Origin of the sequence: Brevibacillus formosus, from assembly GCF_003013405.1 — a bacterium.
Lineage (GTDB): Bacteria > Bacillota > Bacilli > Brevibacillales > Brevibacillaceae > Brevibacillus > Brevibacillus formosus.
Genome location: NZ_PXZL01000025.1, coordinates 71406 through 94796, shown reverse-complemented (window position 1 = coordinate 94796; position 23391 = coordinate 71406). Strand labels below are relative to the sequence as shown.

Sequence of the window (23391 nt, the reverse complement as noted above, 5' to 3'; positions counted from 1 at the left end):
TAGGGACACCGACCGAGACGTAATGCAAAAAGCGAAACACGCCTTTAAGCGTCCACCTCTGAAACACATCCTGAAAGGACCACTTTGGACGCGGTTTCGCTTTTTGCATGGAGTCGTGCAGTCAATCCCACAGCGGGTGGACCTAGAAGCTGAGCGTTTTCTCCTGTTTCCTCCCCTTCACAACAGCAACGTACACCAAGTTTTTTTTAGTGGACATCTAAACGCTAAAGGCTTGGCGTAGTCTAGTTTTCTAATGGTATAGTAAAGAATAAAATGGAGGAGACTCAAGACGAGAGGAGTATGAGTGATGTCCACAATTATGATTGTAGAAGACGACCCGAAAATCAACCAGCTGCTGCAAGAGCAACTGGAAAAATACGGATTTCAAACAGTCAATGTTGTACATTTCGATAGAGTCATGGAGGTATTTACCCAATCGCGCCCTGATCTGGTTCTGTTGGATGTGAATCTACCGAAATTTGACGGATTTTATTGGTGCCGGCAAATGCGTCAGGAGTCCAACTGCCCGATCCTGTTCATCTCTGCACGAGAAAGTAAAATGGACCAGGTGATGGCCTTGGAAAATGGGGCCGATGACTATATCACAAAGCCGTTTGACTACGATGTGGTATTGGCCAAAATCCGCAGTCAGCTCCGCCGGGCTTACGGACAATATGCTCCGCAGGAAGGGGAGCGTACGGTTGAAGTGGCGGGGCTCAAGCTGTTTTTGGAGCGAATGGAGCTGTCCATGTACGATACCAAAATTGAACTGAGCAAAAAAGAAGCGTTACTGCTCGAAGCCTTGATGAATCAACATCCACGTGTCGTCAGCCGTGAGCGTTTGCTAGAAAAGCTGTGGGATGAACAGTTTGTTGATGAGAACACGCTGAATGTCTACATCACACGCGTGCGCGGCAAGCTGAAGGACTTAGGCTTAGAGGGAGCTGTCGAGACTGTTCGCGGTTCTGGTTATCGCTTGCGTGCGACTTGGGAGGAAGCACAATGAAGCTGTTCCTTCGAGATCAATGGCCATTCGCAGCGTTTTTTCTCGTCCAATTGATCTTATTGATTATGATTTTTGCGATGGATGGGTACTGGAATGAATCATTGATGATCTACGTCATGTTTTTATCTGTTTTTTTCGCGGGGGCTTTTCTCGCCATCCGGTATTTGTCTCACCGCACAATCTATCAGCGACTGAGCAAGCCGGTAGAGTCATTAGAGGAGCTGACCCAGACATACGGGAATTCACCGTTGTGCCGCGCGATGGATGACATCAGTCAGGAGCAGTACCGACTTTACAAAGAACAGCTTCATGCCTATGAAAACAAGCAACGGGACCATACGACATTTATTCAGCAGTGGGTTCATCAGATGAAGACACCGATTTCGGTTATTCATCTGTTGCTGCAAAATGAAGACGATCCAACAGCTGAGAGCGTCCGTGAAGAAGTGGACCGGATCAAGCGTGGACTGGAAACCGTTTTGTACATAGCTCGCCTCGACCGATTTGAACAGGACTTCCTGATTGAGCCCGTAACTCTGCGTTCCTTGGTGCAGAATGTGCTGGCTGAAAACAAGCGGCTGTTTATTCGCAACCAGGTGTATCCCGAGGTAAAAGTGGATGAAAATTGGAGAGTGGAATCGGACGATAAGTGGCTTGCTTTTGTCCTGAACCAATTGTTGACGAATGCCGTTCGTTATTCAGCAGGGAAAAGCAACAAGGTCACCATTCGTGCTTATGAACGCGGAGGACATGCCATACTGGAAGTGCAGGATTATGGAATCGGGATCCCTGCCGAAGATATTCACCGCGTGTTCAAGCCGTATTTTACGGGAGAAAACGGGCGCAAATACCCTGAGTCCACCGGGATGGGTTTGTACTTGGTGAAAGAAATTTGCGGGCGGCTCCATCATGGGGTGGAAATGGAATCAGAAGTGGGCGAGGGGACAACCGTACGTATCGTCTTGTCTGCCGTCGTACCAACCTTACAAGAAAGTAAGGTAGCTGAAAGTTAATTCGATAGTTGCACTATGCGCACTTTCGTATAGTTGAAGAGGTAGTTCAAAAAGTCGTCTTTTGATCACGAAGTAATTAAGAAAGCTCATTCGACATCGAAAGAGGCGTTCACCTTTAAAGTCTGGTGCTCATGTAGGTTTCTACACTCCGCTCCTCCTTTTGCAGGTTCACGCTTCTTTCTCGGTGCTGAAAAGACGACTTTTTGAACATGCACTTGAATTTGGAAGTGCAAGAAAGGGGAATGGCGCATGGAAATGCTTGCTGTAAAAAGCTTGAGTAAAATATACGGGGGCAAGGTAACCTACCGCGCGCTGACCGATATCGATTTTTCGATTCGCAAGGGCGAATTCGTCGGTATTATGGGCCCTTCAGGCAGCGGCAAGACTACGCTATTAAACATGATCTCCACTATTGATACACCAACTTCTGGTGCGGTTCTTTTGAACGGTACGAATCCGCATCATTTAAAAAAGGATAAACTCGCTCTGTTTCGTCGTCGTGAGCTTGGTTTTGTGTTTCAAGATTTCAACCTCTTGGACACGTTGACGATCGGGGAAAATATCGTGTTGCCGCTGACGCTGGACAATGAGAAAGTATCGGTGATGGAAGAAAAGCTGCAAAGTGTTGCGGAGAAGCTAGGGATTCAGGACATATTGGAAAAGCGGACCTTTGAGGTATCTGGGGGGCAACGCCAGCGGACGGCCATTGCCAGGGCGATCATTCATTCCCCGTCGCTTTTGCTCGCTGACGAGCCTACAGGAAATCTTGATTCCAAGTCTTCGCGCAATGTGATGGAGACACTGGAAGCGATCAATAAGAGAGACAATACCACCATGATGATGGTGACGCATGATGCTTTGGCGGCCAGCTATTGCCATCGGGTGATTTTTATTAAAGACGGGCAGCTCCATAACGAGATGTATCGTGGTGAGAGTCGACAGGTATTCTTCCAGAAAATTATTGACTCATTGTCGTTTTTGGGAGGGAACACCTATGACCTTTCGACAATTCGCGTGTAATAACGTTGTACGAAATAAACGGATTTACGCTGCGTTTTTCATGAGTAGCGTTTTTTCTGTCCTCATTTTTTTCGTCTATGCGATGTTCATTTTTCATCCGGAAATTATCGGACAGGAGATTCATGAATCCGTAGCCACTGGGATGATGGCAGCTGAGTACGTTATTTTTCTGTTCTCCTTCTTCTTTCTCTTTTATTGTGTTGGTGCTTTCCTGAAAAAGAGGGAGAAGGAGTTCGGCATTCTTTTTATCCAGGGCATGACACCGTTACAGCGGAACATGCTGATTTTTATGGAAAACATGCTGATTGGCATTGTCTCGATTGCCATTGGGATTGGGCTCGGGCTGGTTCTCGCCAAGCTGTTTTTCCAATTCGCCGGATTTTTGCTTGATGTAAAAGCACTCGGGTTTTACTTCCCGTGGAAAGCGATCGGTTTGACAGTGGTGGCGTTTCTCATCTTGTATGCAGCCATTTCGCTGTTTACCGTCCTCGTGCTACGAAGCCGCAGTCTGTTGGATCTGTTGCAAGGAAGCGGTCGGCCTAAGCGTGAGCCGAGGGCATCGTTAGTGCTGTCTCTGGTCGCGGTAGCTTTGTTGGGAATGAGCTATGCCTTAGCCCTCACTGCTGACGGCGTGAATGTACTCGTGCTGATGCTTCCGGTCATTGCACTGACGACTGTAGGAACGTACCTGTTGTTTACTCAGCTGAGCGTCATCTTCATCGATTTTCTAAAGAAGCGCCGATCTTTCTATTGGAAACGTACGAATCTCCTGACGCTCTCTGATCTGGCCTATCGGATGAAGGATAATGCCCGGATGTTCTTTTTGGTCAGCATCGTCTCTACCGTTGCTTTTTGTGCGATTGGCACGCTGGCAGCGTTGGCTGGGTCGATTCAGATCACGGTGATGAAAACACACCCGTTTGCGTTTGAATACCAGTCCAAAGAAATGGATGCGGAGAGAGCGAAGCATCTGTCGTTAATCGAAACGAGCTTGCAGCAAAGTGGCTTTTCCTTCGAAAAATATCAAGTGGCTATGCGAGTTTTGCCCGAACGGGTTCAGGAGGAAAGGGTCGGAGTAGTCAAGCTGTCTGACTACAATCGGCTGGCGGTAGCTTCCAATTCGACTGTACTCGAAATGACGAATAAAGAGGCCTTCGTACTGCTCAATTGGATTGGTGATTCGGTAGCGAGCAAAACGCTGCAAGTGGGGAAGGCACAGCTCGCAGTCAAAACAGATACGAATATGACTCCATTGATCAGAGGGATTGAATTTGAGCGATTGGTTGTCGTGCCGAATCAGGTGTATGACCAGCTTCCGAAAATGAAGGAAGAAGAGCGCTTTGTGTACGAGGTGCCAAGATGGAAGGAAACGCAGGATCTTAGTCTCAAGCTTCAGGAAGATATTAGTCATGTCGAAGATAATTACTCGTTTTCAGCTCGTGCGCCCTACTACCACTCCATGAAACAAATGGCGAACATGGGACTCTTTATCGGGTTGTTTGTGGGCGTGTTGTTCTTTGTAGCCGCAGCAAGCTTTCTCTATTTCCGTCTGTACACGGATCTGGAATACGACAAAAGGCATTACGGAGCACTTTCCAAGATTGGTCTCACGGATGCGGAGTTGACGCGGATCGTTACGACTCAGGTTGCCCTGTTGTTCTTCGTGCCGATTGTGGTGGCCATTATTCACAGCATGGTGGCGTTCGTTTCACTGCAAAGCTTGTTGAAGCTGATTCTTGTCGCGTCTGTGTTTAAGCCGACTGCGATTGTGTTATGCAGCTTCGTTGTTGTTCAAGGTGTGTATTTCTGGATTATTCGAAACCGTTACTTGTTCCATTTAAAGCAATCAATGAACCGCTAGTGACTTTTTCCAGCATGTCCAGATGAGCAGGAACATAGGATAAAAGGAGAAGGATGCGAGGGGGCAAGCGGATGGAACGAGAGACGTGGATGGGGCAAGCCGTACAGATAGCGTTTGAAAATGTACGTGATAAAACAGGCGGACCATTTGGAGCCATTGTCGTGAAGGACGGGCACGTAATCGGGCGAGGACGCAATGAAGTGACGGCGAGCAATGATCCTACGGCACATGCCGAAATTCAAGCCATTCGAGAAGCATGTCGTCATCTCCGGACCTTTCAGTTAAACGATTGTGACTTATATACGAGCTGTGAGCCGTGTCCGATGTGTCTGGGAGCCATCTATTGGGCCAGACCGCGCAATGTCTATTACGCTTGCACGAAAGAAGATGCGGCGCATGTCGGTTTTGACGATCAGTTTATTTATGAACAGATTGTTCTCCCTCATGAAGAGCGCAGCATTCCTTTTCAGAGAATAGATCTTGCGAACAGACGGAGTCCATTTGAAGCATGGTCTCAATCTCTGGACCGTATCGAATATTAATAGAGAGCCTCTCCTAGCGGAGCAGGTTCTTTTTTTCGTTTGAAATTGTCAGATAAACTATTGCGCTATGTCGAAAGTCGTATTATAGTAACAACAATATTTGTGGAATTCGACCAAATTTTATAAAATTAAGCTGAGATAAGGTTGTGTATTGTTAAAAAAAGACGAATAAAGGTGTGTTTGTATGGAGGAAACTTTTCGAAGATCACTTTATCCTGAATTAGATGACATCGACTATGGGATCATTCGAGCCTTGCAAGTAAATGCGCGCTTGCCGTTTACTCAGATTGCAAAAGATCTCGGGGTCACGGAAAAGACAATCCGCATGCGCGTCCAGCAATTGCAGGACGAAGGTGCCCTGAGTCTGGTCGGTATTGTCAATCCAGTCAAGGCAGGGTTTCACGTACAGGCGATGATTCAAGTGGCTGTGGATGCGGAAAAGCTGGATGATGTGGTTGCTGCTTTAACGGATACCGTAGAGATCAGGCTCATCGTACTTACTTCTGGTGAATATCAGCTTTTCACACAGGTGCTCGTAACAAGCAATGAAGAATTATCTCAATTTTTGATCAAAAAACTGTATAAGATTCCTGGCATCTCCAAAACGAATGTCATTAACGAATTGAAAATACTGAAGTCCAAATACAACTTTATCCGCTAGTTAGGCAAGGATGGAGGTACAGCTATGATTTACTGGCAATTATTTCTCGCCTTTTTCCGCATCGGAATCTTCGGGTTTGGGGGAGGACCTACGATGGTTCCTCTCTTTTACACCGAATGTGTGAAAAAGTACAAATGGGTGACAGATGAGGACTTTTCCGACAATCTGGCGCTCGGCAACGCTCTACCAGGGCCCATTGCGACCAAGCTGGCCGCATTTATCGGCTATCGGGTAAAAGGCTGGAAGGGTGCATTGGTGGCAAACATCGCAGTAGTGATGCCAATCGTCCTTGTGATGATCGGTTTGCTGCAAGTCATATATCAATGGAAGGATGCGCCGGGTGTATACGGCATGATCCAGGCAATCGGTCCGGTAATCGCAGTCATGACAGGCGTCCTTACATGGGAATTCCTTTCAAAGGGCTGGAAGGGGGCGTCCAGTAAAACAGGTGTGAGCCTTTCCCTCGTACTCTCACTCGTAGCGTTGCTCTTCCTTGATTGGCATCCGGGCATTGTAGTAGGGATTGCGCTGGCCGTTTCATTTGCCTACTCTACTTGGTCTGTCCGCAAGCGCAAGGGCAAGGACGGCAAGGAGGGAGTCGCATGATCTACCTGCAACTATTTTGGGCCTTTTTCATCTCGAACATTTTGGGGTACGGGGGAGGACCACCGAGCATCCCCTTGATCCAAAATGAAGTGGTTGACCATTACCAGTGGATGACTGTACAGGAGTTCGGAGAAATGCTGGCTGTGGGAAATGCGTTGCCCAGCCCAATCGCGACCAAACTCGCTGGATACATTGGCTATCAGGTAGCGGGTGTACCAGGGGCAGTAGTCGCATTATTTGCAACAGTTGCTCCGACAGCGATCGCGATGGTCTTGCTGATGGGTTTTATCAACTTATTCCGCAGTGCTCCACAGGTAAAAGCGATGACCCAGTCGGTACGGCCAGTCGTTACTGTCTTGCTCGGAACGATGACGTATCAATTCCTGATGGGAGCAGTCGAAGGCATTGGCTGGATGCAAACAGGAATTTTGACAGTGGCATCCTACCTTCTGCTCGAAACATGGAAGGTCCATCCCGCTTTTGTCATCTTGGGAGCGATGGCTTACGGGTTTGTTTTCATCGGCTAGGAAAGTTTACATACGCTGGTGGCAAGAAAAAGCACAGGGCTCGTAGACCTTGACAACGCCTACCCAGTCGGAACTTCAAAAAGGGGACCACGTTTGTCGAACACTTCTTCCTTGAGAAACGTCCGCCCGTAGGGTGGCTTTGGCTCGACGGTCCCCTTTTTAAACGTATAGGAATTTATCATACAAATTCCGGAACGCATGAAAACTTTCCGCTTAAACGCGGTCGCTCCTCCTTGGAATGGCCTCGGTAGAGATTTTCTTAAGTGGAGACGGACAGTGAATCCCCCATGCTGGCGTGTCAGAGTCGGAAGAGAACTGTACTTTTTCTTCTCCTCCACTATGTTGACTCAAACCAAAAGGAAAAGAAAAAGGCTCCTCATAGGTCTTTCTTATCGGCTAAACGAACGATTTAGGAGGCAAAACCATGGTTAATTACGACGCAATGGAATACCCATATGCATCGAAGCGTGTGACGACTTTTGCCAAGAACGGTATGGTGGCGACCTCACAGCCACTGGCGGCACAAGCAGGTCTCGATATTTTGAAAAAGGGCGGAAATGCGGTGGATGCAGCGATTGCAGCGGCTGCGTGTCTGACTGTAGTAGAACCGACCTCGAACGGCATTGGGGGAGACGCATTTGCCCTCGTGTGGATCAAAGACGAGCTGCATGGACTGAATGCAAGCGGACCTGCTCCACAAGGAATCTCCATCGAGGCATTAAAAGCAAAAGGTCTGGAAGAAATGCCGACCTACGGCTGGACCCCTGTTACGGTGCCTGGTGCGCCTGCTGCCTGGGCCGCCTTGTCCAAACGTTTCGGACGCCTTCCGCTGACAGAGGTTTTGCAGCCAGCGATTGATTATGCGGAGGAGGGGTATCCGGTATCGCCGACATTGGCGCATTATTGGCATGCCGCGCATAAAAAGTTTTCCCAGCAATGCAAAGGGGAAGAGTTCGCGCATTGGTTCTCTACCTTTACACCAGATGGCAAAGTGCCAAAAGCGGGCGACATCTGGAAATCGCCAGGTCATGCGGAGACGCTGCGTCAAATCGCAGAAACAAATGCAGAGAGCTTCTATCGCGGAGAGCTGGCAGACAAGATCGACGCGTTCTCCCGTGAGTGCGGCGGCTATTTGCGCAAAGAAGACCTGGCTGCTTATGAGCCGGAATGGGTGAAGCCGATTGGAGTCAACTACCGTGGCTATGATGTGTGGGAGATCCCGCCGAATGGGCAAGGAATGATCGGTCTGATGGCCCTGAATATTCTGAAGGGCTTTGATTTTGACGCAAAAGACACAATAGAAACGTATCACAAGCAAATCGAAGCGATGAAGCTGGCCTTTGTGGATGGATTGAAGTACATCACAGAAGAGAGCAAAATGAACGTTTCCAATGAAGCATTGTTGTCAGAGGAATACGCTGCCACTCGACGTGCACTGATTGGTCATGAAGCCTTGACGCCTGAGCCGGGTCAGCCGAAAACGAGCGGCACGGTCTATTTGGCCACTGCTGACGGTGAGGGCAACATGGTTTCCTTTATCCAAAGCAATTACATGGGCTTTGGTTCTGGGGTAGTTGTGCCGGGGACAGGGATCGCCATGCAAAACCGGGGTCATAACTTCTCGCTGGACCCTGCTCATGACAATTGCTTGGAGCCAGGCAAAAGAACGTTCCACACCATAATTCCAGGCTTCTTGACGAAGGATGGAAAAGCAGTGGGGCCATTCGGCGTAATGGGCGGCTTCATGCAGCCGCAAGGACACGTGCAGGTGGTTATGAACACGATCGACTTCCATCTCAATCCGCAAGCTTCGCTCGATGCGCCGCGCTGGCAGTGGGTGGAAGGCAAGACGGTGGAGCTGGAACGTCATTTCCCGGAGCATTTGGCACAAGCTCTGGAGCGCAGAGGCCATACGATCAAGTGGGCGCAGCTCGGCAATTACTTCGGACGTGGTCAAATCATTTGGCGTGATGAAAATGGTGTGCTGAGTGGTGGAACGGATATGCGCGCAGACAGCAGTATTGCTGCTTGGTAAGGAACTAAAATACTTTTTTCAGACATAATGCCAGAGCTTGCTGCTGACATTATGTCTGAGTTTCATCTAAAACAAGAAAATCCTGTACTTTGGTATCGAGAACAGGCAATTGAAATGTCTGTTCAATTTTTAGCGATCTCAAATCCACTACTGCAAACTTTGCCCCGTCTTCTGTATGGTCTTTCATTTGTGATAGTATGTATAATTTATTTTTTTCAAACTTAGACTTCATGTACCCTAAGTTTAAATTAATATTTTTATCAATAGAGTTATAATTTTTATTTAATATGAGTAATCCAGCATTACCGGAAAAATCTACAAAGCAAACAAACAAATCGTTGTTTTGGTCAAGATATAAAGTATCCGCAAAAGCTACATTCGAAGGATACTTTATATACTCGATTTTTCCAGAACGTATGTCTAATTTTGTTAAACTATTGTCTGTTGAAAGAAAGAGATAGTCATTTACTACTAGCATTTCAGTTGCCCCTTCACTAATTATATAGGAGTGTGTAAGGGTGCCTGTTGTTCTATTAATAATATGGATTTCATTCTTTTCAGTTGTAGTATTGTAATTCAAAACATAAATGTTATTCTGGTCATACGTTGCATTTGCTAAGTAAGCAGGTAGTTTAATTTTATATGTTTTATTCATTTTGCGATCATTAACTCGAAGCAAATTCTCCGCATAACTAACGTTCAATCCCTCAATTAGAATATCCTGTAGATCGATAAGGAATGAGTACGGAGCCTCCTGGCTTTGTTCTGAAATAGAGTAGTCATCCTTTACAATATATTTTTTTGAAATGTGCTCTGCTGGTAAAATTAGTTCATTATTGTGGTTTCTAATTAAAGAGGGAGTATCATTAATGTCATAAGTTGTTTTGTGAAAAGATCGGCCATCATCTGTTGATATAATATAGGTGTTGTTTTTAAAGGGATTTGAATATAAAAACAAGTATTTGTTATCGAATATAGTTAGTGTTTGTGCTTTCATTAAAAGTGGAGTTAGTGTTATATATGTGAAAATTATGCTGCAACCAATTAACATCGTAACTATGAGTGATTTTAATGATAAGAATGATTTCATTACATAATCCCCCCTAACTTGTGATGCGATACTGAAAATTCAAAATTAAGAGTGTGCTTTTCACACACTCTTAATCTTACTTTAATATTCTACAGTTAATTTCGAGTCGTCAATATCTGCAGGAGTTACGAGAAAGCCGCCATCAGCATCGACATCAAAGCCTTGTTCATACCAAGATTTCCAAACAAGTTGTGAGCAGTAATAGGCATCAGTAAAGTGTTTTTGTACGTTTAGTTGATAAGGTTTCCCTAATTGAGAGTAGGCATATTTTTGTGCGTTATTAAAGTCAGTGTCATCTGCGCCTTTCACATAAAATTTGTAAGCGGAGTCGAAGCGATTTCCCCAGTTATTTTTGTACACGCGTACTCCCTCTTTTGGCCAAGCTTCTACAATATAATCATTGTTTTTCCTCACAATGGCAGCATGACCGTGATTCCAACCACTTGTTTCGTTGTCATAAGTAATAAGTATATCACCAACAGTCCCCATTTTTCCGCTCGATGCAAGGGCTGTTAGCTTGGCTTGTTCATTTTGAATTTCTTTATATTTTTCAGGTGCATTTTTCTTTAAGTCATCCAAATTATTAATTTCTTTTCTTTTTTTCGCTTTACTTCTTTGCTCTTTATTGAATTTTGTTTCCTTTTCTTCCTTTGCTAACTCCTCTTGTACTTCAGAAGATGTTAAGTCTAAAAGCCCTACCTGAGTACCATTGGAAGCATGAGCAAAAATGGGGAGGCTAGAAATGCTGAGGGCTGTGATAGTGAGAGCAATAAGCTTATTTTTGAAATGCACTAAGAACAACTCCTTTGAATAAATTAATACTAACCGGTTAGTATTTGTAATACAATATAGCATGAGAGGGATATGGAGTAAATAGAATATTGTCAAAAAAGGGAGTATATGTAAAATGGATAAAGTAAGCAAACATGCGCAAAAAAGCAACGAATCTTATCAAAGGTTGATGGATGCAGCTTTCAAGGTTTTTGGGCAATATGGCTATGAAAAAGCTTCGATTGATTTATTGGCAAAGGAGGCTGGATATACAAAAGGGACATTTTATTTGCACTTTAAAAGTAAAGAAGACTTCTTTTTAGAATTTATGGATCATAAGTTGTCAGTTTATAAGCAGAATTTTCTACCTTTGTTAAATTCCAATACCACCTTTGAAAGCATAATTAGTCAAGGCATAAATATATTCTATAAGTTAAGCAATGAAGATAATTGGATTCCGCTTTTTTTTGAATTTTGTTCTATTGCTGTTAGGAATGAAAACGTCAAAGAGAGGATGTCTATCTATTATCGGGAATGGTTTAAATTAATATGTATGGTCTTGGAAAAGGGGAAACAAGCTAATAAACTTTCTGCAAATCTAGATTTGGATATAACTTCAAGAAAGATAGTTGCCGTACTTGATGGATATAATCTTCAAAATAGCTTTGTTTCGAATGGTTATTCGCTCGATGAAGTAGAGCAACTGATCAAACAAATCCTGGAGCTTGACTGATGGAAAGGAGGGCTACCATGGAAACCTTACCTCCATGGGTGTGGAATGTCTATTATATATTTATTCTCATAACAATAATCAGTAGTATTGTGTATCTAATTCGGAAACGGCGTACCCTTTTTTCGGTGATCACTCTATTTTTCTCTATTTTCGGTCCAATTGTATTTTTTTTGCAGTCTTTGGTGCGCGGTTCTGGTACGGAAATTGATAACCTGTTGTCCGAACTTACCCAAGGGGAAATATGGGCATGGTTTGTTATCCTTGCTTTTATAGAAATAGTTGCGTGGTATCTCACACTTGCTAAAGATCTTCTTGGTAAAAGGGAACAAAAGAACAATCTTAGAACGTAAGGAAAATCGTAATGAGCTTAAGGTCAAAACTTCTCGCTGGGCCCTGCTCACGACAATTGCCTGGAGCCTGGCAAAAGGACATTTCACACGAGTAATCCGGGCTTCTTGACGAGGTAGATAGTAGAATAGTAGGAGGAAGAACAGGGATTAGTTGCCGTATAGGTAACTGTCCCTGTTCTTCTATTTTGTCTGTTGTTCAGAAATTGTTGAGATGATCCTAGTAGAATGGGTAAAGCTACGGAATAGAGGGCTTTGTGCCTATGAAAATAAAAGGTAATAGGCAATAGTTTTGGTTGGTACTGTTATTAGGAATATATTACTATAATAAAATAGTCCAAAGGATATATGGATAGGATGGGAGACAGCGTTTTTGGATGAATAGCATTCTGATTGTTGATGATACGGCGTTTACGAGACATGTGCTGCGGAACATATTTGAGTCGTTAGGATTGCATGTCGTTGCGGAAGCTGCTTCGGGAGAGGAGGCTGTTAGAAATTACTGCTTGTACAAACCATCACTCGTCACGATGGATATCACCATGCCCGGCATGAACGGTTTGACTGCTTCACGCAAAATTATGGAGTTGGACAAGGATGCCAAGATCATTATTTGCTCAGCAGTGTCTAGGAACGATACTGTCATCAAGGCGATTCAGGCAGGGGCGCGGGATTTCATAGCGAAGCCGCTGCAACTGGAGCGAATCGAATGGGCTGTCCAAAAAGTGTTGGGAACAGGGGTAGATGTCCGTCGTGGGGACAGACAGGTGAAACAAATAGCTGAGGTGTTAGTATGAAAGTTTTGATCACAGGTGGTTATGGGTTCATCGGTTCTTTTGTCGCGGAGAGATTTTATAAGGAAGGGTATAAAGTTTTCATCCTCGACAATCTCAGTTCAGGCAATCAGAGGAACGTCACATTTCCGCATAAGGCATACGAACTGGATGTAGCGGATAAAAAATGTGATGAAGTATTTAAAAGCAACAGGTTCGATGTCGTCGTACATTTAGCGGCTCAAGTGAGTGTTGCTGCATCCATGGAAGATCCTTTGCTGGATACGAATACGAACATTCTTGGACTCGTGAATATGCTGAAGCTATCGAGCAAATATGGCGTGTCCAAATTTATTTTTGCGTCATCAGCCGCCGTTTACGGCATGAATGAAAATACACCGTTACTTGAAGATTCAGCGTGTGATCCGGTATCTGTTTACGGAATAAACAAGCATATTGGCGAATTGTATTGCCGCAAATGGACGGAAATGTACGGCTTGCGAACGGCAGCCTTTCGCTTGGCAAATGTGTATGGCCCCAGACAAAGTTCAGTAGGGGAAGGCGGCGTCATCTCTACTTTTTTAACCCAGATCAACCATGGGAAAGAAATCGTTTTGCACGGGGATGGCAGCCAAACGAGAGATTTTATTTATGTAGAGGATGTAGCTGATGCCATTTTCCGTTCCGTTACCACGGATGATACCGGTGTGATGAATTTGTCTACGAATCAGGAGAGCAGCATTAATGAGCTGATTGACATTCTCGGGGCTAACCAGCCTCTCCAGGGAATATTACAAAGGGAGAAACGCCCAGGAGACGTGGATAAGTCGGTTTTGGACAATTCGCGGGCAAAGAGAAGACTAGACTGGGTTCCGATGTATTCATTGGCAGAGGGACTGGAAAAAACGGCGCAGTGGTATCAAGCGACCATCGCAGAGAAAGAACAAGAGCAGGAGAGCGAAGCGAAGAAAACGATCCAATGGCTCTATTCATGGGATGCAAGGCCGTACATAGAGAACATTCTTGCTTTCCTTCTGGTGATTTTCGCCACAGTTGGAACGGTTAATAGCGGTGTCTTTGATCTCAAGCTGATTTACATCGTTTTGATTGGCGCTATTTACGGAACGAAGCAATCCCTCTTGTCTGTCATCCTGGCCTGTGGACTTTTCATCGGAGAAAGCCTGCATAACGGTCGCGATGTCGTATCGCTCTTATATGACGCGAATGTTCTGTTTCATATCGCTGTCTACTTTATTATCGGGATTGCCGTCGGTTATTCCATCGACAAACGAAACAGGGACGTATTGTCAAAGGAGCTGCAAAGGCAAGCCATTGAAGAAAAGTATGATTTTTTAAAGGACATTTACAATGATGTGCTGTTGGTCAAGCAAGAATTGCAGCAGCAGATCGTGAATTCGGAAGACAGCTTCGGAAAAATCTACAGCATTACCAAGGAGTTGGACAGTCTCGAGCCTGAACGCGTATTGCAGAAATCAGTTAAGGTATTGGAAAGAATCATGAAGTCCGATGAGATCGCCATTTATACAATGAATCAAAATGGCTCTTTCTTGCGATTGATGGCCAAATCGAATAAAGCGGGCTTTGATCTGCCACGCTCGCTGAAAATGAGTGAGCATGCTTATCTTACTGAATTAATGACAGGGAAGAAGATCATCGTGAATAAAGAGATGCGTCACGACATGCCCCTTATAGCAGCTCCTATTTTTGACAAGGGAAAAATAGTTGCGGTGGTCACATTGCAACAGCTCGGATTTGAAAATTTCACCATGTACACCCAAAACCTGTTCCAAGTGGCCGTTCAATTGATCTCATCCGCTTTGTCCCGTTCTCTCCGATACTTAAACTCCACACAAAAGGACCGCTACCTGAAAGATACCTCTATCCTGATTCCTGCTTATTTTTCAGCAATGGTGAAGAACAAAAGGGATGCCAAGCAACAATTGAACACCGACTTTACCCTCTTGGCAGTGGATTTTGGGCAAATGGATCTTCAGACACTTTCTACCTACATCGCCAGTTCTCTTCGCGAAGCAGATTATATGGGAATGGACGAAGCAGGAGATGTCTATATTATTCTCTCCAATTCCAATGAGCAGGAAGCCAATATCGTGATTGATAGGCTTGGTAGACTCGGTATTGCATCGAGAATTGTGCAGGAAAAAGATCAGGATCGCTTCTCCTTGAAGGATGGCGCCTATGCTTAAACTAGTCCTCCTCCTCCATGTCTTGGTGTCTGTTGGTTACAGTTGGGTGCAAAGCCGCGGCAAAAACAAGCAGGTGCTTATTATGCGAATGCTTGTTACTGGCTTTCTTCCCATTTTTGGCCTCTTGTTATTGGGGATTACCGATGTGTACAAACGAACATCGAAAAAGAATGTGAATGAACTGATGCTAGAGAGCGATTTGCTGAAACTAGCGGAAGGATCGAATATTTTCCGAAGAGCGGACATGGAAAAGGAAATGAACATCGTACCGGTTGAGGACATTTTGTTTTTGAACGACACTAGCACGCGCCGAAAGATGCTGATCGATGTCTTGAAAGAGCAGACCATATGGCAGATCGGCACACTGGAGACGGCTTTGCAAAACGAGGATTCGGAAACGGTTCACTATGCGGCAGCCGCTCTAACGGAAATGCGGCGCAACCTTCAGCTTCAACTGCAGGATTTATCAGTGAAATACGAGGAGAACAAGCAGGATCTTGAGGTTTTACGCGCCTACGCAGACGTTTTGAAGAAGTATCTGGACAGTTCACTCATTGATCAACGCACCTTTGTGAAATACAGCTACACGTATTCGTTTGTTCTGGAGTCATTATTGGACATTTATCAGGAAGAAGAAAGCTATTTTGTGGACAAGATCAATTGCGAGCTGGTGAACCAGTCCTATGAAAAAGCCGCACAGTACTGTCAATTGTTTCATGAGTATCATCCGGGAAGCGAGCAGCCATATGTCATGTCGCTTAAGCGCTTCTTTACGATCAGAGACTACGCAGGTTTTGTGGCAGAAATGAATCGGTTAAAAAGCTCGTCGGTTAAAATCTCCCACGCTACGCTGATGATGATCCGCTACTGGAACAATCCGGAAGATGATGAGCAAGACAGCACTTGGGAGGAAGTCGCTGTTGCACAGGAAACAGAGACGATTTCGAAAGAGATGAGCGATACAAAATGAGAATGACAAGGTACACGAGAAGGAAAAGGGACAGGGAAAAGGACAGAGAGTGGAGCAAGGCGAGGTCCAACGATATTTCCCTGAAAAAAAACATCTACATCATTCTGATCTTTGTGGCGATTCTGGGGATCACCATAGAAGCTACCCGATCTCAGTTCATCCTTCAGGTAAGCAGCAATAAAGCGGGAGGCTCGGGAATGCAGACTGACGAGCCGAAGCAAAACGCGATCAGTCAGGAGGAAATCGCCAAGCTAGCAAGGGAGAAATTCCTTATTCTGCAAGATTCCAAGGATGAGAGCAGCATGGCAATCGCGAGGAATATGGAGCAAGTGCTGCAGTATATGAAAAAGGAGTACGATCTCGCTGACGTTAAGCAGTTCTCGAAGCCCGATCCCCAATACATGACGGTCATTGTCACCATAGAAAATCTGGGCATGTTAGCTAATCTGGATGCGATGATGCAATATGCGCACGATGGTGGAAATGTGTTTTTTTCACGTATGCCTGAATACAATGACAGCTTGTACCGTATATACCGAAAACTAGGGATCAATTCCATCAACCCCCCTATTGTGACAAACGGCATTCAGATGACATCCAATCTCTTGATCCAAGGAGAAGATGCAAAAATCGGCGCAGAATTCATTGAGAATTCCTCGATTCCTGTAGAGCTGGATAGGCAAGCGAAGGTTCACGCTGTTTCTGCCGAGAATATGCCACTGCTATGGGAGACCCAGTATGGACAGGGAAAGGTCATGGTCTATAACGGGACGAATATGCAATCTGCAATGAACAGAGGACTTATTGCTGGTAGCATCAGTTCACTGAATCAAGATTTCATGTACCCCATTTTCAATATGAAGGTCATGTATATTGACGATTTTCCGGCTCCTTTTCGCCAGGGGATCGAGCCGAGTATTTACCGAGAGTACCGCAAAGATATTCCCAGCTTCTTTCGGGATGTGTGGTGGCCGGACATGATCAAGCTTGCTGCCGATTACGATGTGACCTACACGGGAGCTATTATCAAAACCTACAATAACCGAGTTGCCGCCCCCTTCACAGATACAGAAGGAACGGATTCAAACAATCTGATCACGTACGGCAGGGATTTGTTGAAATTGGGTGGCGAATTGGGCATCCATGGATACAACCATCAATCGCTGGTAACCGATCAGGCGACGGCGAGCCATTACGAGTATAAGGCTTGGCCTGATGAAGCAAGCATGGCTGAGTCGCTTGCGTACCTGGACGATTATATCAAGAAGGTTTTCTCGTCGTATGACATACAGGTGTATGTTCCACCTTCCAACGTGATGGGAGAGGAAGGGCGTCGAGCGCTGAAAAAGTCCTTCCCTGATCTGAGGATCATTGCCTCCTTGTATGCGGAATCAGACAGTACACACGAATACATCCAGGAGTTTTCCGTGGCCAAAGATGGCATTATAGAGCTGCCCCGTATTACCTCCGGATACAGTCGCACAGACATTCATGATTGGTACATAACGAATGCGATCACATCCATCGGTGTTTTTTCTCATTTTGTTCATCCAGACGATGTGTTGGACAAGGGGAGAAGCAATAACAAGTCGTGGCCGGAATTGGTAAAAGACTTTCAATTCATGCTGGAAGAAATTTACGAGCAGTATCCATGGTTACGTAGTCAGACTGCTTCCGAAGCTGCAGCAAGCCTTAAGAGCTATGTGCAAACGGATGTGTATATCACGCATACGGATAAAAAAATGACAGGCTACATGAACAATTTCTCCGGCGAAATGTATTACATCTTGCGGACAAACAAAAAAATAACGAGCTTGGTCAATTGCACGGTAGAAAAAATAGAGGAAGGCGCCTATCTCGTGCATGCAACGGGTGCCAAATTTGAAATAGGACTGGAAGAGTAAGCGATGAAAATTTGTCTGATTGCCGAAGGCTCTTACCCTTATATTACAGGGGGTGTCTCTAGCTGGATTCATTCCTTAATCGCTAGCATGCCAGAGCATGAGTTTATCATTTATGCGATTGGTGCAGAAGAGAAAAACAGGGGGAAATACGTCTACCAGCTCCCCTCGAATGTGATAGAAATTAGAGAGGTATTTCTGGATGCCTATCTGAAAGAAGAGGCTGCACCGGGCAAGCGTCTGGGTCTGACTGAGGATGAGCAGCAAGCGTTGCTTTCGTTGCTTGATGGGAGCAAGGGAGACTGGCGTGCTCTTTTTTCCGTGTTGTCGGGGAGTAAGGTGCCATCCGTAGCTGAGTTGCTTACAAGCAAGGACTACTTCGAGGTAATCCAGCGGCTTTGTGAGGAAAAATACCCGCAAATTCCTTTTACTGAAATGATTTGGATGATTCGTTCGATGGTCTTGCCGTTATGCCTGGTCATTCAAAACGGCATGCCAGAAGCGGATCTGTATCACAGTGTTTGCACGGGATATGGCGGTGTAGCAGGGAGTCTTGGGAAGTATCTGCATGCAAAGCCGTTTTTGCTGACGGAGCATGGAATCTATACCCGCGAGCGGGAAGAAGAAATTATCAAGGCAAACTGGATCAAGGGTCACTTTAAGGACATTTGGATCGACTACTTTCATAATCTTTCTGCATGTGCCTACTCCTACGCGGATGAGGTAATCACGTTGTTTGAGCGAAACAAGGAAATTCAGATCGAGCTAGGCTGTGATCCTTCCAAAGTATCCGTGATCCCGAACGGTGTAAAAGTGAGTGATTATGCTGACATCGTGGAAGAAAAAAAGGACGACACAATCACCATTGGTGCTGTTGTCCGCGTGGTACCCATCAAGGATATTAAAACAATGCTGCAAAGCTTCGGACTCGTCAAAGAACAAGTACCACACGCACGCTTTGTTATCATGGGCCCGACGGATGAAGACGAGGAATACTACACAGAATGCCTGCAATTGGTCGACAGCCTGCAACTGGAGGATGTTACGTTTACGGGTGCGGTCAATGTGAAACAGTATCTCGGTAAAATGGACATGCTTGTTTTGACCAGCATCAGTGAAGGTCAACCGCTCGTTATTTTGGAAGGGATGGCATGCAGAAAGCCCTTCGTCACAACGGACGTGGGAAGCTGTCGGGAATTGTTGTACGGCAATGGTGACAACTATGGCAACGCAGGGATAACGGTACCCGTCATGCATTTTACTCAAATTGCCCAAGCAATCATTACGTTGTGTCAAAACGAGCCATTGAGACGCCGTATGGGCAGATGCGGTTTCCAGAGAGTGTCTGCTATTTACACACATGAGAACTTCTTGGCGGGATATCGCAATATGTATCGGAAATACGAGGTGTAAGAAACATGGCGGGCATTGGCTTTGAACTGAAGAAAATGTTTGGGAATAGAGGGTATTTGTCCAGTGTGAAGGCGTATGCATTTTCTTCGCTGGTGACAGTTGGACCGATGCTGATTTGTATGGTCATAATCACGGTGCTACAACAAATCCTCCTTCAATTAAATGTAAGCTATTTGGAAAGGATGTCTTTTCTAGCAGCTGTTGTTTATGCATTCGTGTTTTCGCTGTTAATTACCTGCGGCTTTTCAATGGTCATTTCTCGCTATATTGCAGACAAAATTTACTTGCGTGAGTATAACGACATCATTGCTTCTTTGTATGGAGTTATCGCTGTTTGCCTGGGCTTGGGGGGAATTCTCGGCGGTGCTTTTTACTGGCTCGCTCCTTTGCCGTCTGGCTTTAAGCTCGTAGCCTACCTTCTTTTTGTGGAACTGATCGTCGTTTGGCTGCAATCCGCCTATTTGTCTGCATTAAAGGATTATATGCGCATTATTCGCGGGTATTTGGCGGCTGTTGCCTTTACGCTTCTGGCTGCGTTTCTACTGTCGATTCTGACTGAAATGGAAAAAGGAATCGCAATGCTGATTTCTTTGGATATTGGCTTTTTTATCATGATCGTTCTGTCGATGGTTCATCTGGAGAGCTATTTCCCGAAGCGAGAGAGGAACTACTTTGATTTCCTGAAGTATGTAAAAAAGTACCCAAGTCTGCTGGGCGTGGGTCTCTTTTGCTCTCTCGGTTTTTATGTGCACCATTTTATTTATTGGCTGGGGAGTCCGCTTCAAGAAGTCGTAGCGGATACTTACGTGATCGCGCCTTTTTATGATGTGCCTGCGTTCTACGCCTCCTTGAGCATATTGCCTACGATGGTCATGTTTGTTGTATCTGTGGAGACCGCTTTTTATGAGAAGTATCGAGCGTATTACGGGACGATATTGGGCACAGGCTCAGTGCAGGATATCAAGCGGGCAAAGACAGACATGGTCCAAACACTGATGCAAGAGCTCAGCTTCATGATGGAAGTGCAGCTGTTCTTTTCCTTCGTTGCATTAGCCCTGGGCATTACGCTGCTTCCGCACATCGGTTTTACGTCCGAGCAGATGGAGCGGTACAACATCCTGGTTATAGCGGGATACTTGTACGCTGTTATGTTTGTAATCGTACTGATGCTGCTCTATTTTGACGATCGGAAGGGGGCGCTTGCGGTGACGACCTTATTTCTCGTGAGTACGTTTGTCATCACTATAGCGATGCTGCCCCTTGAGAACTACGGTTTTTCATTTTTTATTGCTTCGTTTCTTGCGCTGGTAGCCAGTCTCGGCAGGCTGATCTATTACTTGAAAAATATCGATTATTACACCTATTGCCTACAGCCGCTCTTTGTCAAAGGAAAGCGAATGGAATAGATGGGGACTGATGGATTGGGGAGGACTTAGGTTGAAGAAAAAACGATTCATGCTGAGCTTGCTCGTAGCATTAGGAGTTGTATCGACTGGTTGTACTCAGGATGTGCCTGAACGGCCAGTGTCAGATACCTCGGCAGCAACGAGCCAGGTGGCACCAACTCAGCAGATGAATGAGGGTCTGATTGAGAATAGAAGCGTATACGATCAGGATGTGGATGGGAGCATCGTCCATTTGTATGTGACGATAGTCAACGAAGAAAATTCGAAACTGAAGACGACTACCTTTACGGAACTCAATGTAGCTCCTAGCGGACGGAATGAAAAGGGAGAAGATCTGCAAGCCAAAGTCATTATGCAGGAAGGGACGGCGGAGGGGCCAACTCAAGGCTACTTTGGTTTTGGCGAGACGAGAGCGAACGGAACGATTGAGCTACGGGGGGAATCGAGCAGGAGAGCGGAACAAAAATCGTACAAAATCCGTTTGTTCGACAGTGCCGGATACTGGCGGGATCAACGCAACATCAACTTAAGCAAGCACAAGTCTGACATGACGCGTGTTCGACAAAAGCTTAGCTTTGATTATTTCGAGCAGATACCGAATATGACCAGCTTGCGGACGCAGTTCGTTCAAGTGAAAATCAAGGATTTGACCAAAAAAAATCCGGACCGGGACTTTGTCGACTACGGTCTGTTCACTCAAATTGAACAGCCAAACAAAACATTTTTGCAGGCGCACGGATTGGACCGGAACGGGAACTTGTACAAGGCAATTGATTTCGAGTTCCATCGCTACGAGGATCAGATCAAGCTGGCAACCGATCCTACCTACGACAAAAAAGCATTTGATAAAATTTTGGAGATCAAAGGCAGTGAGAACCATGAAAAGCTCATTGCCATGCTGGAGGATCTCCATAATCCTGCAATGAATACGCAGGACTTTTTGGACAAGCATTTTGATCGGGAGAACTACTATACATGGCTGGCATCCAACCTGTTGATGGGGAATCACGACGCGGCTGTTCACAATTTTTATTTATACAGCCCAAGCAACTCGAACAAATGGTATTTCCTCCCGTGGGACTATGACTCAACATGGGGATTTTTCGAAGAAGAGCTCAAGCGCAGTCCAGAAAAAGGGCTCGGTCAATGGCAGTTTGGCCTCTCCAACTACTGGGTGTCAAACCTGCATCGCCGCATTTTCAAAGATCCGGAAAACATCAAGGCGCTAAACGAAAAGGTTGAAGAAGTCAGCAAGATCATTACGAAAGAGCAAACGGAAAAATACTTGAAGAGCTATTATCCGATTGTGAGCAAGTACGTTCTGCAACAACCTGATTTATATAATTTGCCGTTGGATGTTTCCTATTTTCACAATGAGCAAGCACTTCTCTCTGGTGAACCGGAGCGTAATAAGAAGAGGTACTATGAACGCCTAGAGAATCCGATGCCCTTTTTTATGGGGGAGCCAAGAAAAGAAGGAGACAAGCTCATTTTTTCCTGGGACCATTCCTATGACCTGCAAGGAGACGATCTGACCTACGATTTTGCCGTCAGTTACGATCCTGCGTTTACGAAGATACACACACAGGCAAAGGGGCTGACAGGAGTCCAATACACGATAAATGATCCGGGAAAAGGCCGCTTTTTCTGGCGCGTGATTGTACGGGACAGCAAAGGGAATACACAGACGGCATTTGACAGAGTAGAGCCGGAGGATGCGATATATCATGGGGTGAAGGAGTTCATATTGAAATGAAAGGAATCCAGAGTACTGGCATTCAGCTCGGCAACAAGCGATTGCGGCATGAGTTGAAGTATTATCTTCGGCTGAGTCATTACGAGCCGCTACGGCAGAAATTGCGGTTGATCGCAACTCCTGACCCCTATTCTGTAAGTGAGGAAGGGTATCATATTCGCAGCCTGTATTTTGATGACTATCACGATACGGCCCTCTATGAAAAAAACTATGGGGTTTTTCAAAGAAAGAAGTACCGCATCCGCATCTACAACAAAAGCGATACGGTCATCAAGATGGAGCGAAAGAGCAAGTTTGGCGGATACATTTGCAAAGAATCAGCGTCGATTACGCGGGAAGAGTATGAGCGGATTTTTGCAGGTGATGTTGATTTTCTGCGCGAGACAGAAAGTGCTGTGCTGCGAGATTTTTATTTGTCGTGCAAGAATCATCTGTTTCGGCCTCGCGTCATTACGGATTATGTTCGAGAGGCGTATTTGGTGAGAGAAGGGAATGTCCGAATTACATTTGATAAGTACTTGAAGGCAAACGTTAATTCACTCGATATTTTTGATGAACACATCATGATGGTCAGAGCGATTCATCAGCCCATGATGATCATGGAAGTGAAGTACGATCAGTTCCTGCCATTCAATATTAGACATTTGCTACAAAACCTGAGTAATCAGCGGTCGGCTATCTCCAAATATGTCATTTGCAGAGAGGAAACCAAAAAGTACCATAATCTTTAGTGTG

At 45.4% G+C, this 23391-nt stretch carries 21 protein-coding genes; 19 read left to right on the top strand and 2 right to left on the bottom strand.

Annotated features, from left to right (window positions below; all coding sequences use genetic code 11):
- Window positions 1-307 precede the first annotated feature (307 nt).
- From C7R91_RS21205 to ggt, 9 genes are all read left to right on the top strand, one after another.
- Window positions 308-1006 (top strand): response regulator transcription factor, encoded by a 699-nt coding sequence (locus tag C7R91_RS21205; RefSeq protein WP_047072418.1) that lies wholly within the window; start codon window positions 308-310, stop codon window positions 1004-1006.
- Window positions 1003-2019 carry a sensor histidine kinase gene (locus C7R91_RS21200; RefSeq protein WP_047072416.1) on the top strand — a complete coding sequence of 339 codons (1017 nt, stop codon included), beginning with the start codon at window positions 1003-1005 and terminating at the stop codon, window positions 2017-2019. The genes C7R91_RS21205 and C7R91_RS21200 overlap by 4 nt, the downstream gene beginning before the upstream one ends.
- A gap of 249 nt (window positions 2020-2268) precedes the next feature.
- A complete protein-coding gene (locus tag C7R91_RS21195; protein ID WP_047072415.1) occupies window positions 2269-3039 on the top strand; it encodes an ABC transporter ATP-binding protein in 771 nt (256 codons plus the stop codon).
- Window positions 3014-4900, top strand: a complete 1887-nt coding sequence (locus C7R91_RS21190) for an FtsX-like permease family protein (protein ID WP_047072414.1) — start codon at window positions 3014-3016, stop codon at window positions 4898-4900. The genes C7R91_RS21195 and C7R91_RS21190 overlap by 26 nt, the downstream gene beginning before the upstream one ends.
- A 71-nt stretch (window positions 4901-4971) precedes the next feature.
- On the top strand, window positions 4972-5442 hold the full coding sequence (locus C7R91_RS21185; RefSeq protein WP_047072413.1) for a nucleoside deaminase: 471 nt from the start codon (window positions 4972-4974) through the stop codon (window positions 5440-5442).
- Between the two features lie 184 nt (window positions 5443-5626).
- Complete coding sequence (locus tag C7R91_RS21180; RefSeq protein WP_047072412.1) at window positions 5627-6103, top strand: Lrp/AsnC family transcriptional regulator; 477 nt, start codon at window positions 5627-5629, stop codon at window positions 6101-6103.
- Between the two features lie 24 nt (window positions 6104-6127).
- Entirely contained in the window at window positions 6128-6709 is a 582-nt protein-coding gene (locus C7R91_RS21175; RefSeq protein WP_047072410.1) for a chromate transporter, read from the top strand.
- Complete coding sequence (locus C7R91_RS21170) at window positions 6706-7236, top strand: chromate transporter (protein WP_047072409.1); 531 nt, start codon at window positions 6706-6708, stop codon at window positions 7234-7236. Before C7R91_RS21175 ends, C7R91_RS21170 begins: the two co-directional genes overlap by 4 nt.
- Before the next feature lie 424 nt (window positions 7237-7660).
- Window positions 7661-9271 carry a gamma-glutamyltransferase gene (gene ggt / locus C7R91_RS21165; protein ID WP_047072407.1) on the top strand — a complete coding sequence of 537 codons (1611 nt, stop codon included), beginning with the start codon at window positions 7661-7663 and terminating at the stop codon, window positions 9269-9271.
- Between the two features lie 49 nt (window positions 9272-9320).
- Here ggt and C7R91_RS21160 read toward each other — a convergent pair whose 3' ends face one another.
- Entirely contained in the window at window positions 9321-10361 is a 1041-nt protein-coding gene (locus C7R91_RS21160; RefSeq protein WP_047072405.1) for a YncE family protein, read from the bottom strand.
- A gap of 81 nt (window positions 10362-10442) precedes the next feature.
- Complete coding sequence (locus tag C7R91_RS21155; RefSeq protein WP_047072404.1) at window positions 10443-11153, bottom strand: YiiX/YebB-like N1pC/P60 family cysteine hydrolase; 711 nt, start codon at window positions 11151-11153, stop codon at window positions 10443-10445.
- A 115-nt stretch (window positions 11154-11268) separates the two neighbouring features.
- Here C7R91_RS21155 and C7R91_RS21150 point away from each other — a divergent pair, with 115 nt between their 5' ends.
- The 10 genes from C7R91_RS21150 (at window position 11269) to C7R91_RS21100 (ending at window position 23387) form a co-directional block, all read left to right on the top strand.
- Window positions 11269-11865: a TetR/AcrR family transcriptional regulator gene (locus C7R91_RS21150; RefSeq protein ID WP_047072402.1), complete on the top strand. Its 597-nt coding sequence runs from the start codon at window positions 11269-11271 to the stop codon at window positions 11863-11865.
- Window positions 11866-11882: 17 nt separating this feature from the next.
- Window positions 11883-12215, top strand: a complete 333-nt coding sequence (locus C7R91_RS21145) for a hypothetical protein (protein ID WP_047072400.1) — start codon at window positions 11883-11885, stop codon at window positions 12213-12215.
- 374 nt (window positions 12216-12589) lie between these two features.
- Window positions 12590-13009 carry a response regulator gene (locus tag C7R91_RS21135; protein WP_047072399.1) on the top strand — a complete coding sequence of 140 codons (420 nt, stop codon included), beginning with the start codon at window positions 12590-12592 and terminating at the stop codon, window positions 13007-13009.
- On the top strand, window positions 13006-15210 hold the full coding sequence (locus C7R91_RS21130; RefSeq protein WP_047072397.1) for an NAD-dependent epimerase/dehydratase family protein: 2205 nt from the start codon (window positions 13006-13008) through the stop codon (window positions 15208-15210). The genes C7R91_RS21135 and C7R91_RS21130 overlap by 4 nt, the downstream gene beginning before the upstream one ends.
- Window positions 15203-16180: a hypothetical protein gene (locus tag C7R91_RS21125; RefSeq protein ID WP_047072395.1), complete on the top strand. Its 978-nt coding sequence runs from the start codon at window positions 15203-15205 to the stop codon at window positions 16178-16180. The genes C7R91_RS21130 and C7R91_RS21125 overlap by 8 nt, the downstream gene beginning before the upstream one ends.
- Entirely contained in the window at window positions 16177-18084 is a 1908-nt protein-coding gene (locus C7R91_RS21120) for a DUF2194 domain-containing protein (protein ID WP_236697940.1), read from the top strand. The genes C7R91_RS21125 and C7R91_RS21120 overlap by 4 nt, the downstream gene beginning before the upstream one ends.
- A gap of 3 nt (window positions 18085-18087) precedes the next feature.
- On the top strand, window positions 18088-19494 hold the full coding sequence (gene pelF / locus C7R91_RS21115) for a GT4 family glycosyltransferase PelF (RefSeq protein ID WP_047072393.1): 1407 nt from the start codon (window positions 18088-18090) through the stop codon (window positions 19492-19494).
- Between the two features lie 5 nt (window positions 19495-19499).
- Window positions 19500-20900, top strand: a complete 1401-nt coding sequence (pelG, locus tag C7R91_RS21110; RefSeq protein WP_047072391.1) for an exopolysaccharide Pel transporter PelG — start codon at window positions 19500-19502, stop codon at window positions 20898-20900.
- A 31-nt stretch (window positions 20901-20931) separates the two neighbouring features.
- Window positions 20932-22656: a CotH kinase family protein gene (locus C7R91_RS21105; protein WP_047072389.1), complete on the top strand. Its 1725-nt coding sequence runs from the start codon at window positions 20932-20934 to the stop codon at window positions 22654-22656.
- On the top strand, window positions 22653-23387 hold the full coding sequence (locus C7R91_RS21100) for a polyphosphate polymerase domain-containing protein (protein WP_047072387.1): 735 nt from the start codon (window positions 22653-22655) through the stop codon (window positions 23385-23387). The genes C7R91_RS21105 and C7R91_RS21100 overlap by 4 nt, the downstream gene beginning before the upstream one ends.
- Window positions 23388-23391 lie beyond the last annotated feature (4 nt).

What these genes read in the sequence shown, in the direction of transcription:
- C7R91_RS21145 (WP_047072400.1), top strand. Translation starts at nt 11,883, where the DNA reads ATGGAAACCTTACCTCCATGGGTGTGGAATGTCTATTATATATTTATT.
- C7R91_RS21190 (WP_047072414.1), top strand. Translation starts at nt 3,014, where the DNA reads ATGACCTTTCGACAATTCGCGTGTAATAACGTTGTACGAAATAAACGG.
- pelF (WP_047072393.1), top strand. Translation starts at nt 18,088, where the DNA reads ATGAAAATTTGTCTGATTGCCGAAGGCTCTTACCCTTATATTACAGGG.
- C7R91_RS21180 (WP_047072412.1), top strand. Translation starts at nt 5,627, where the DNA reads ATGGAGGAAACTTTTCGAAGATCACTTTATCCTGAATTAGATGACATC.
- C7R91_RS21195 (WP_047072415.1), top strand. Translation starts at nt 2,269, where the DNA reads ATGGAAATGCTTGCTGTAAAAAGCTTGAGTAAAATATACGGGGGCAAG.
- C7R91_RS21130 (WP_047072397.1), top strand. Translation starts at nt 13,006, where the DNA reads ATGAAAGTTTTGATCACAGGTGGTTATGGGTTCATCGGTTCTTTTGTC.
- C7R91_RS21175 (WP_047072410.1), top strand. Translation starts at nt 6,128, where the DNA reads ATGATTTACTGGCAATTATTTCTCGCCTTTTTCCGCATCGGAATCTTC.
- C7R91_RS21135 (WP_047072399.1), top strand. Translation starts at nt 12,590, where the DNA reads ATGAATAGCATTCTGATTGTTGATGATACGGCGTTTACGAGACATGTG.
- C7R91_RS21125 (WP_047072395.1), top strand. Translation starts at nt 15,203, where the DNA reads ATGCTTAAACTAGTCCTCCTCCTCCATGTCTTGGTGTCTGTTGGTTAC.
- C7R91_RS21120 (WP_236697940.1), top strand. Translation starts at nt 16,177, where the DNA reads ATGAGAATGACAAGGTACACGAGAAGGAAAAGGGACAGGGAAAAGGAC.
- pelG (WP_047072391.1), top strand. Translation starts at nt 19,500, where the DNA reads ATGGCGGGCATTGGCTTTGAACTGAAGAAAATGTTTGGGAATAGAGGG.
- C7R91_RS21150 (WP_047072402.1), top strand. Translation starts at nt 11,269, where the DNA reads ATGGATAAAGTAAGCAAACATGCGCAAAAAAGCAACGAATCTTATCAA.
- C7R91_RS21100 (WP_047072387.1), top strand. Translation starts at nt 22,653, where the DNA reads ATGAAAGGAATCCAGAGTACTGGCATTCAGCTCGGCAACAAGCGATTG.
- C7R91_RS21205 (WP_047072418.1), top strand. Translation starts at nt 308, where the DNA reads ATGTCCACAATTATGATTGTAGAAGACGACCCGAAAATCAACCAGCTG.
- C7R91_RS21170 (WP_047072409.1), top strand. Translation starts at nt 6,706, where the DNA reads ATGATCTACCTGCAACTATTTTGGGCCTTTTTCATCTCGAACATTTTG.
- C7R91_RS21200 (WP_047072416.1), top strand. Translation starts at nt 1,003, where the DNA reads ATGAAGCTGTTCCTTCGAGATCAATGGCCATTCGCAGCGTTTTTTCTC.
- C7R91_RS21185 (WP_047072413.1), top strand. Translation starts at nt 4,972, where the DNA reads ATGGAACGAGAGACGTGGATGGGGCAAGCCGTACAGATAGCGTTTGAA.
- ggt (WP_047072407.1), top strand. Translation starts at nt 7,661, where the DNA reads ATGGTTAATTACGACGCAATGGAATACCCATATGCATCGAAGCGTGTG.
- C7R91_RS21160 (WP_047072405.1), bottom strand. Translation starts at nt 10,361, where the DNA reads ATGAAATCATTCTTATCATTAAAATCACTCATAGTTACGATGTTAATT.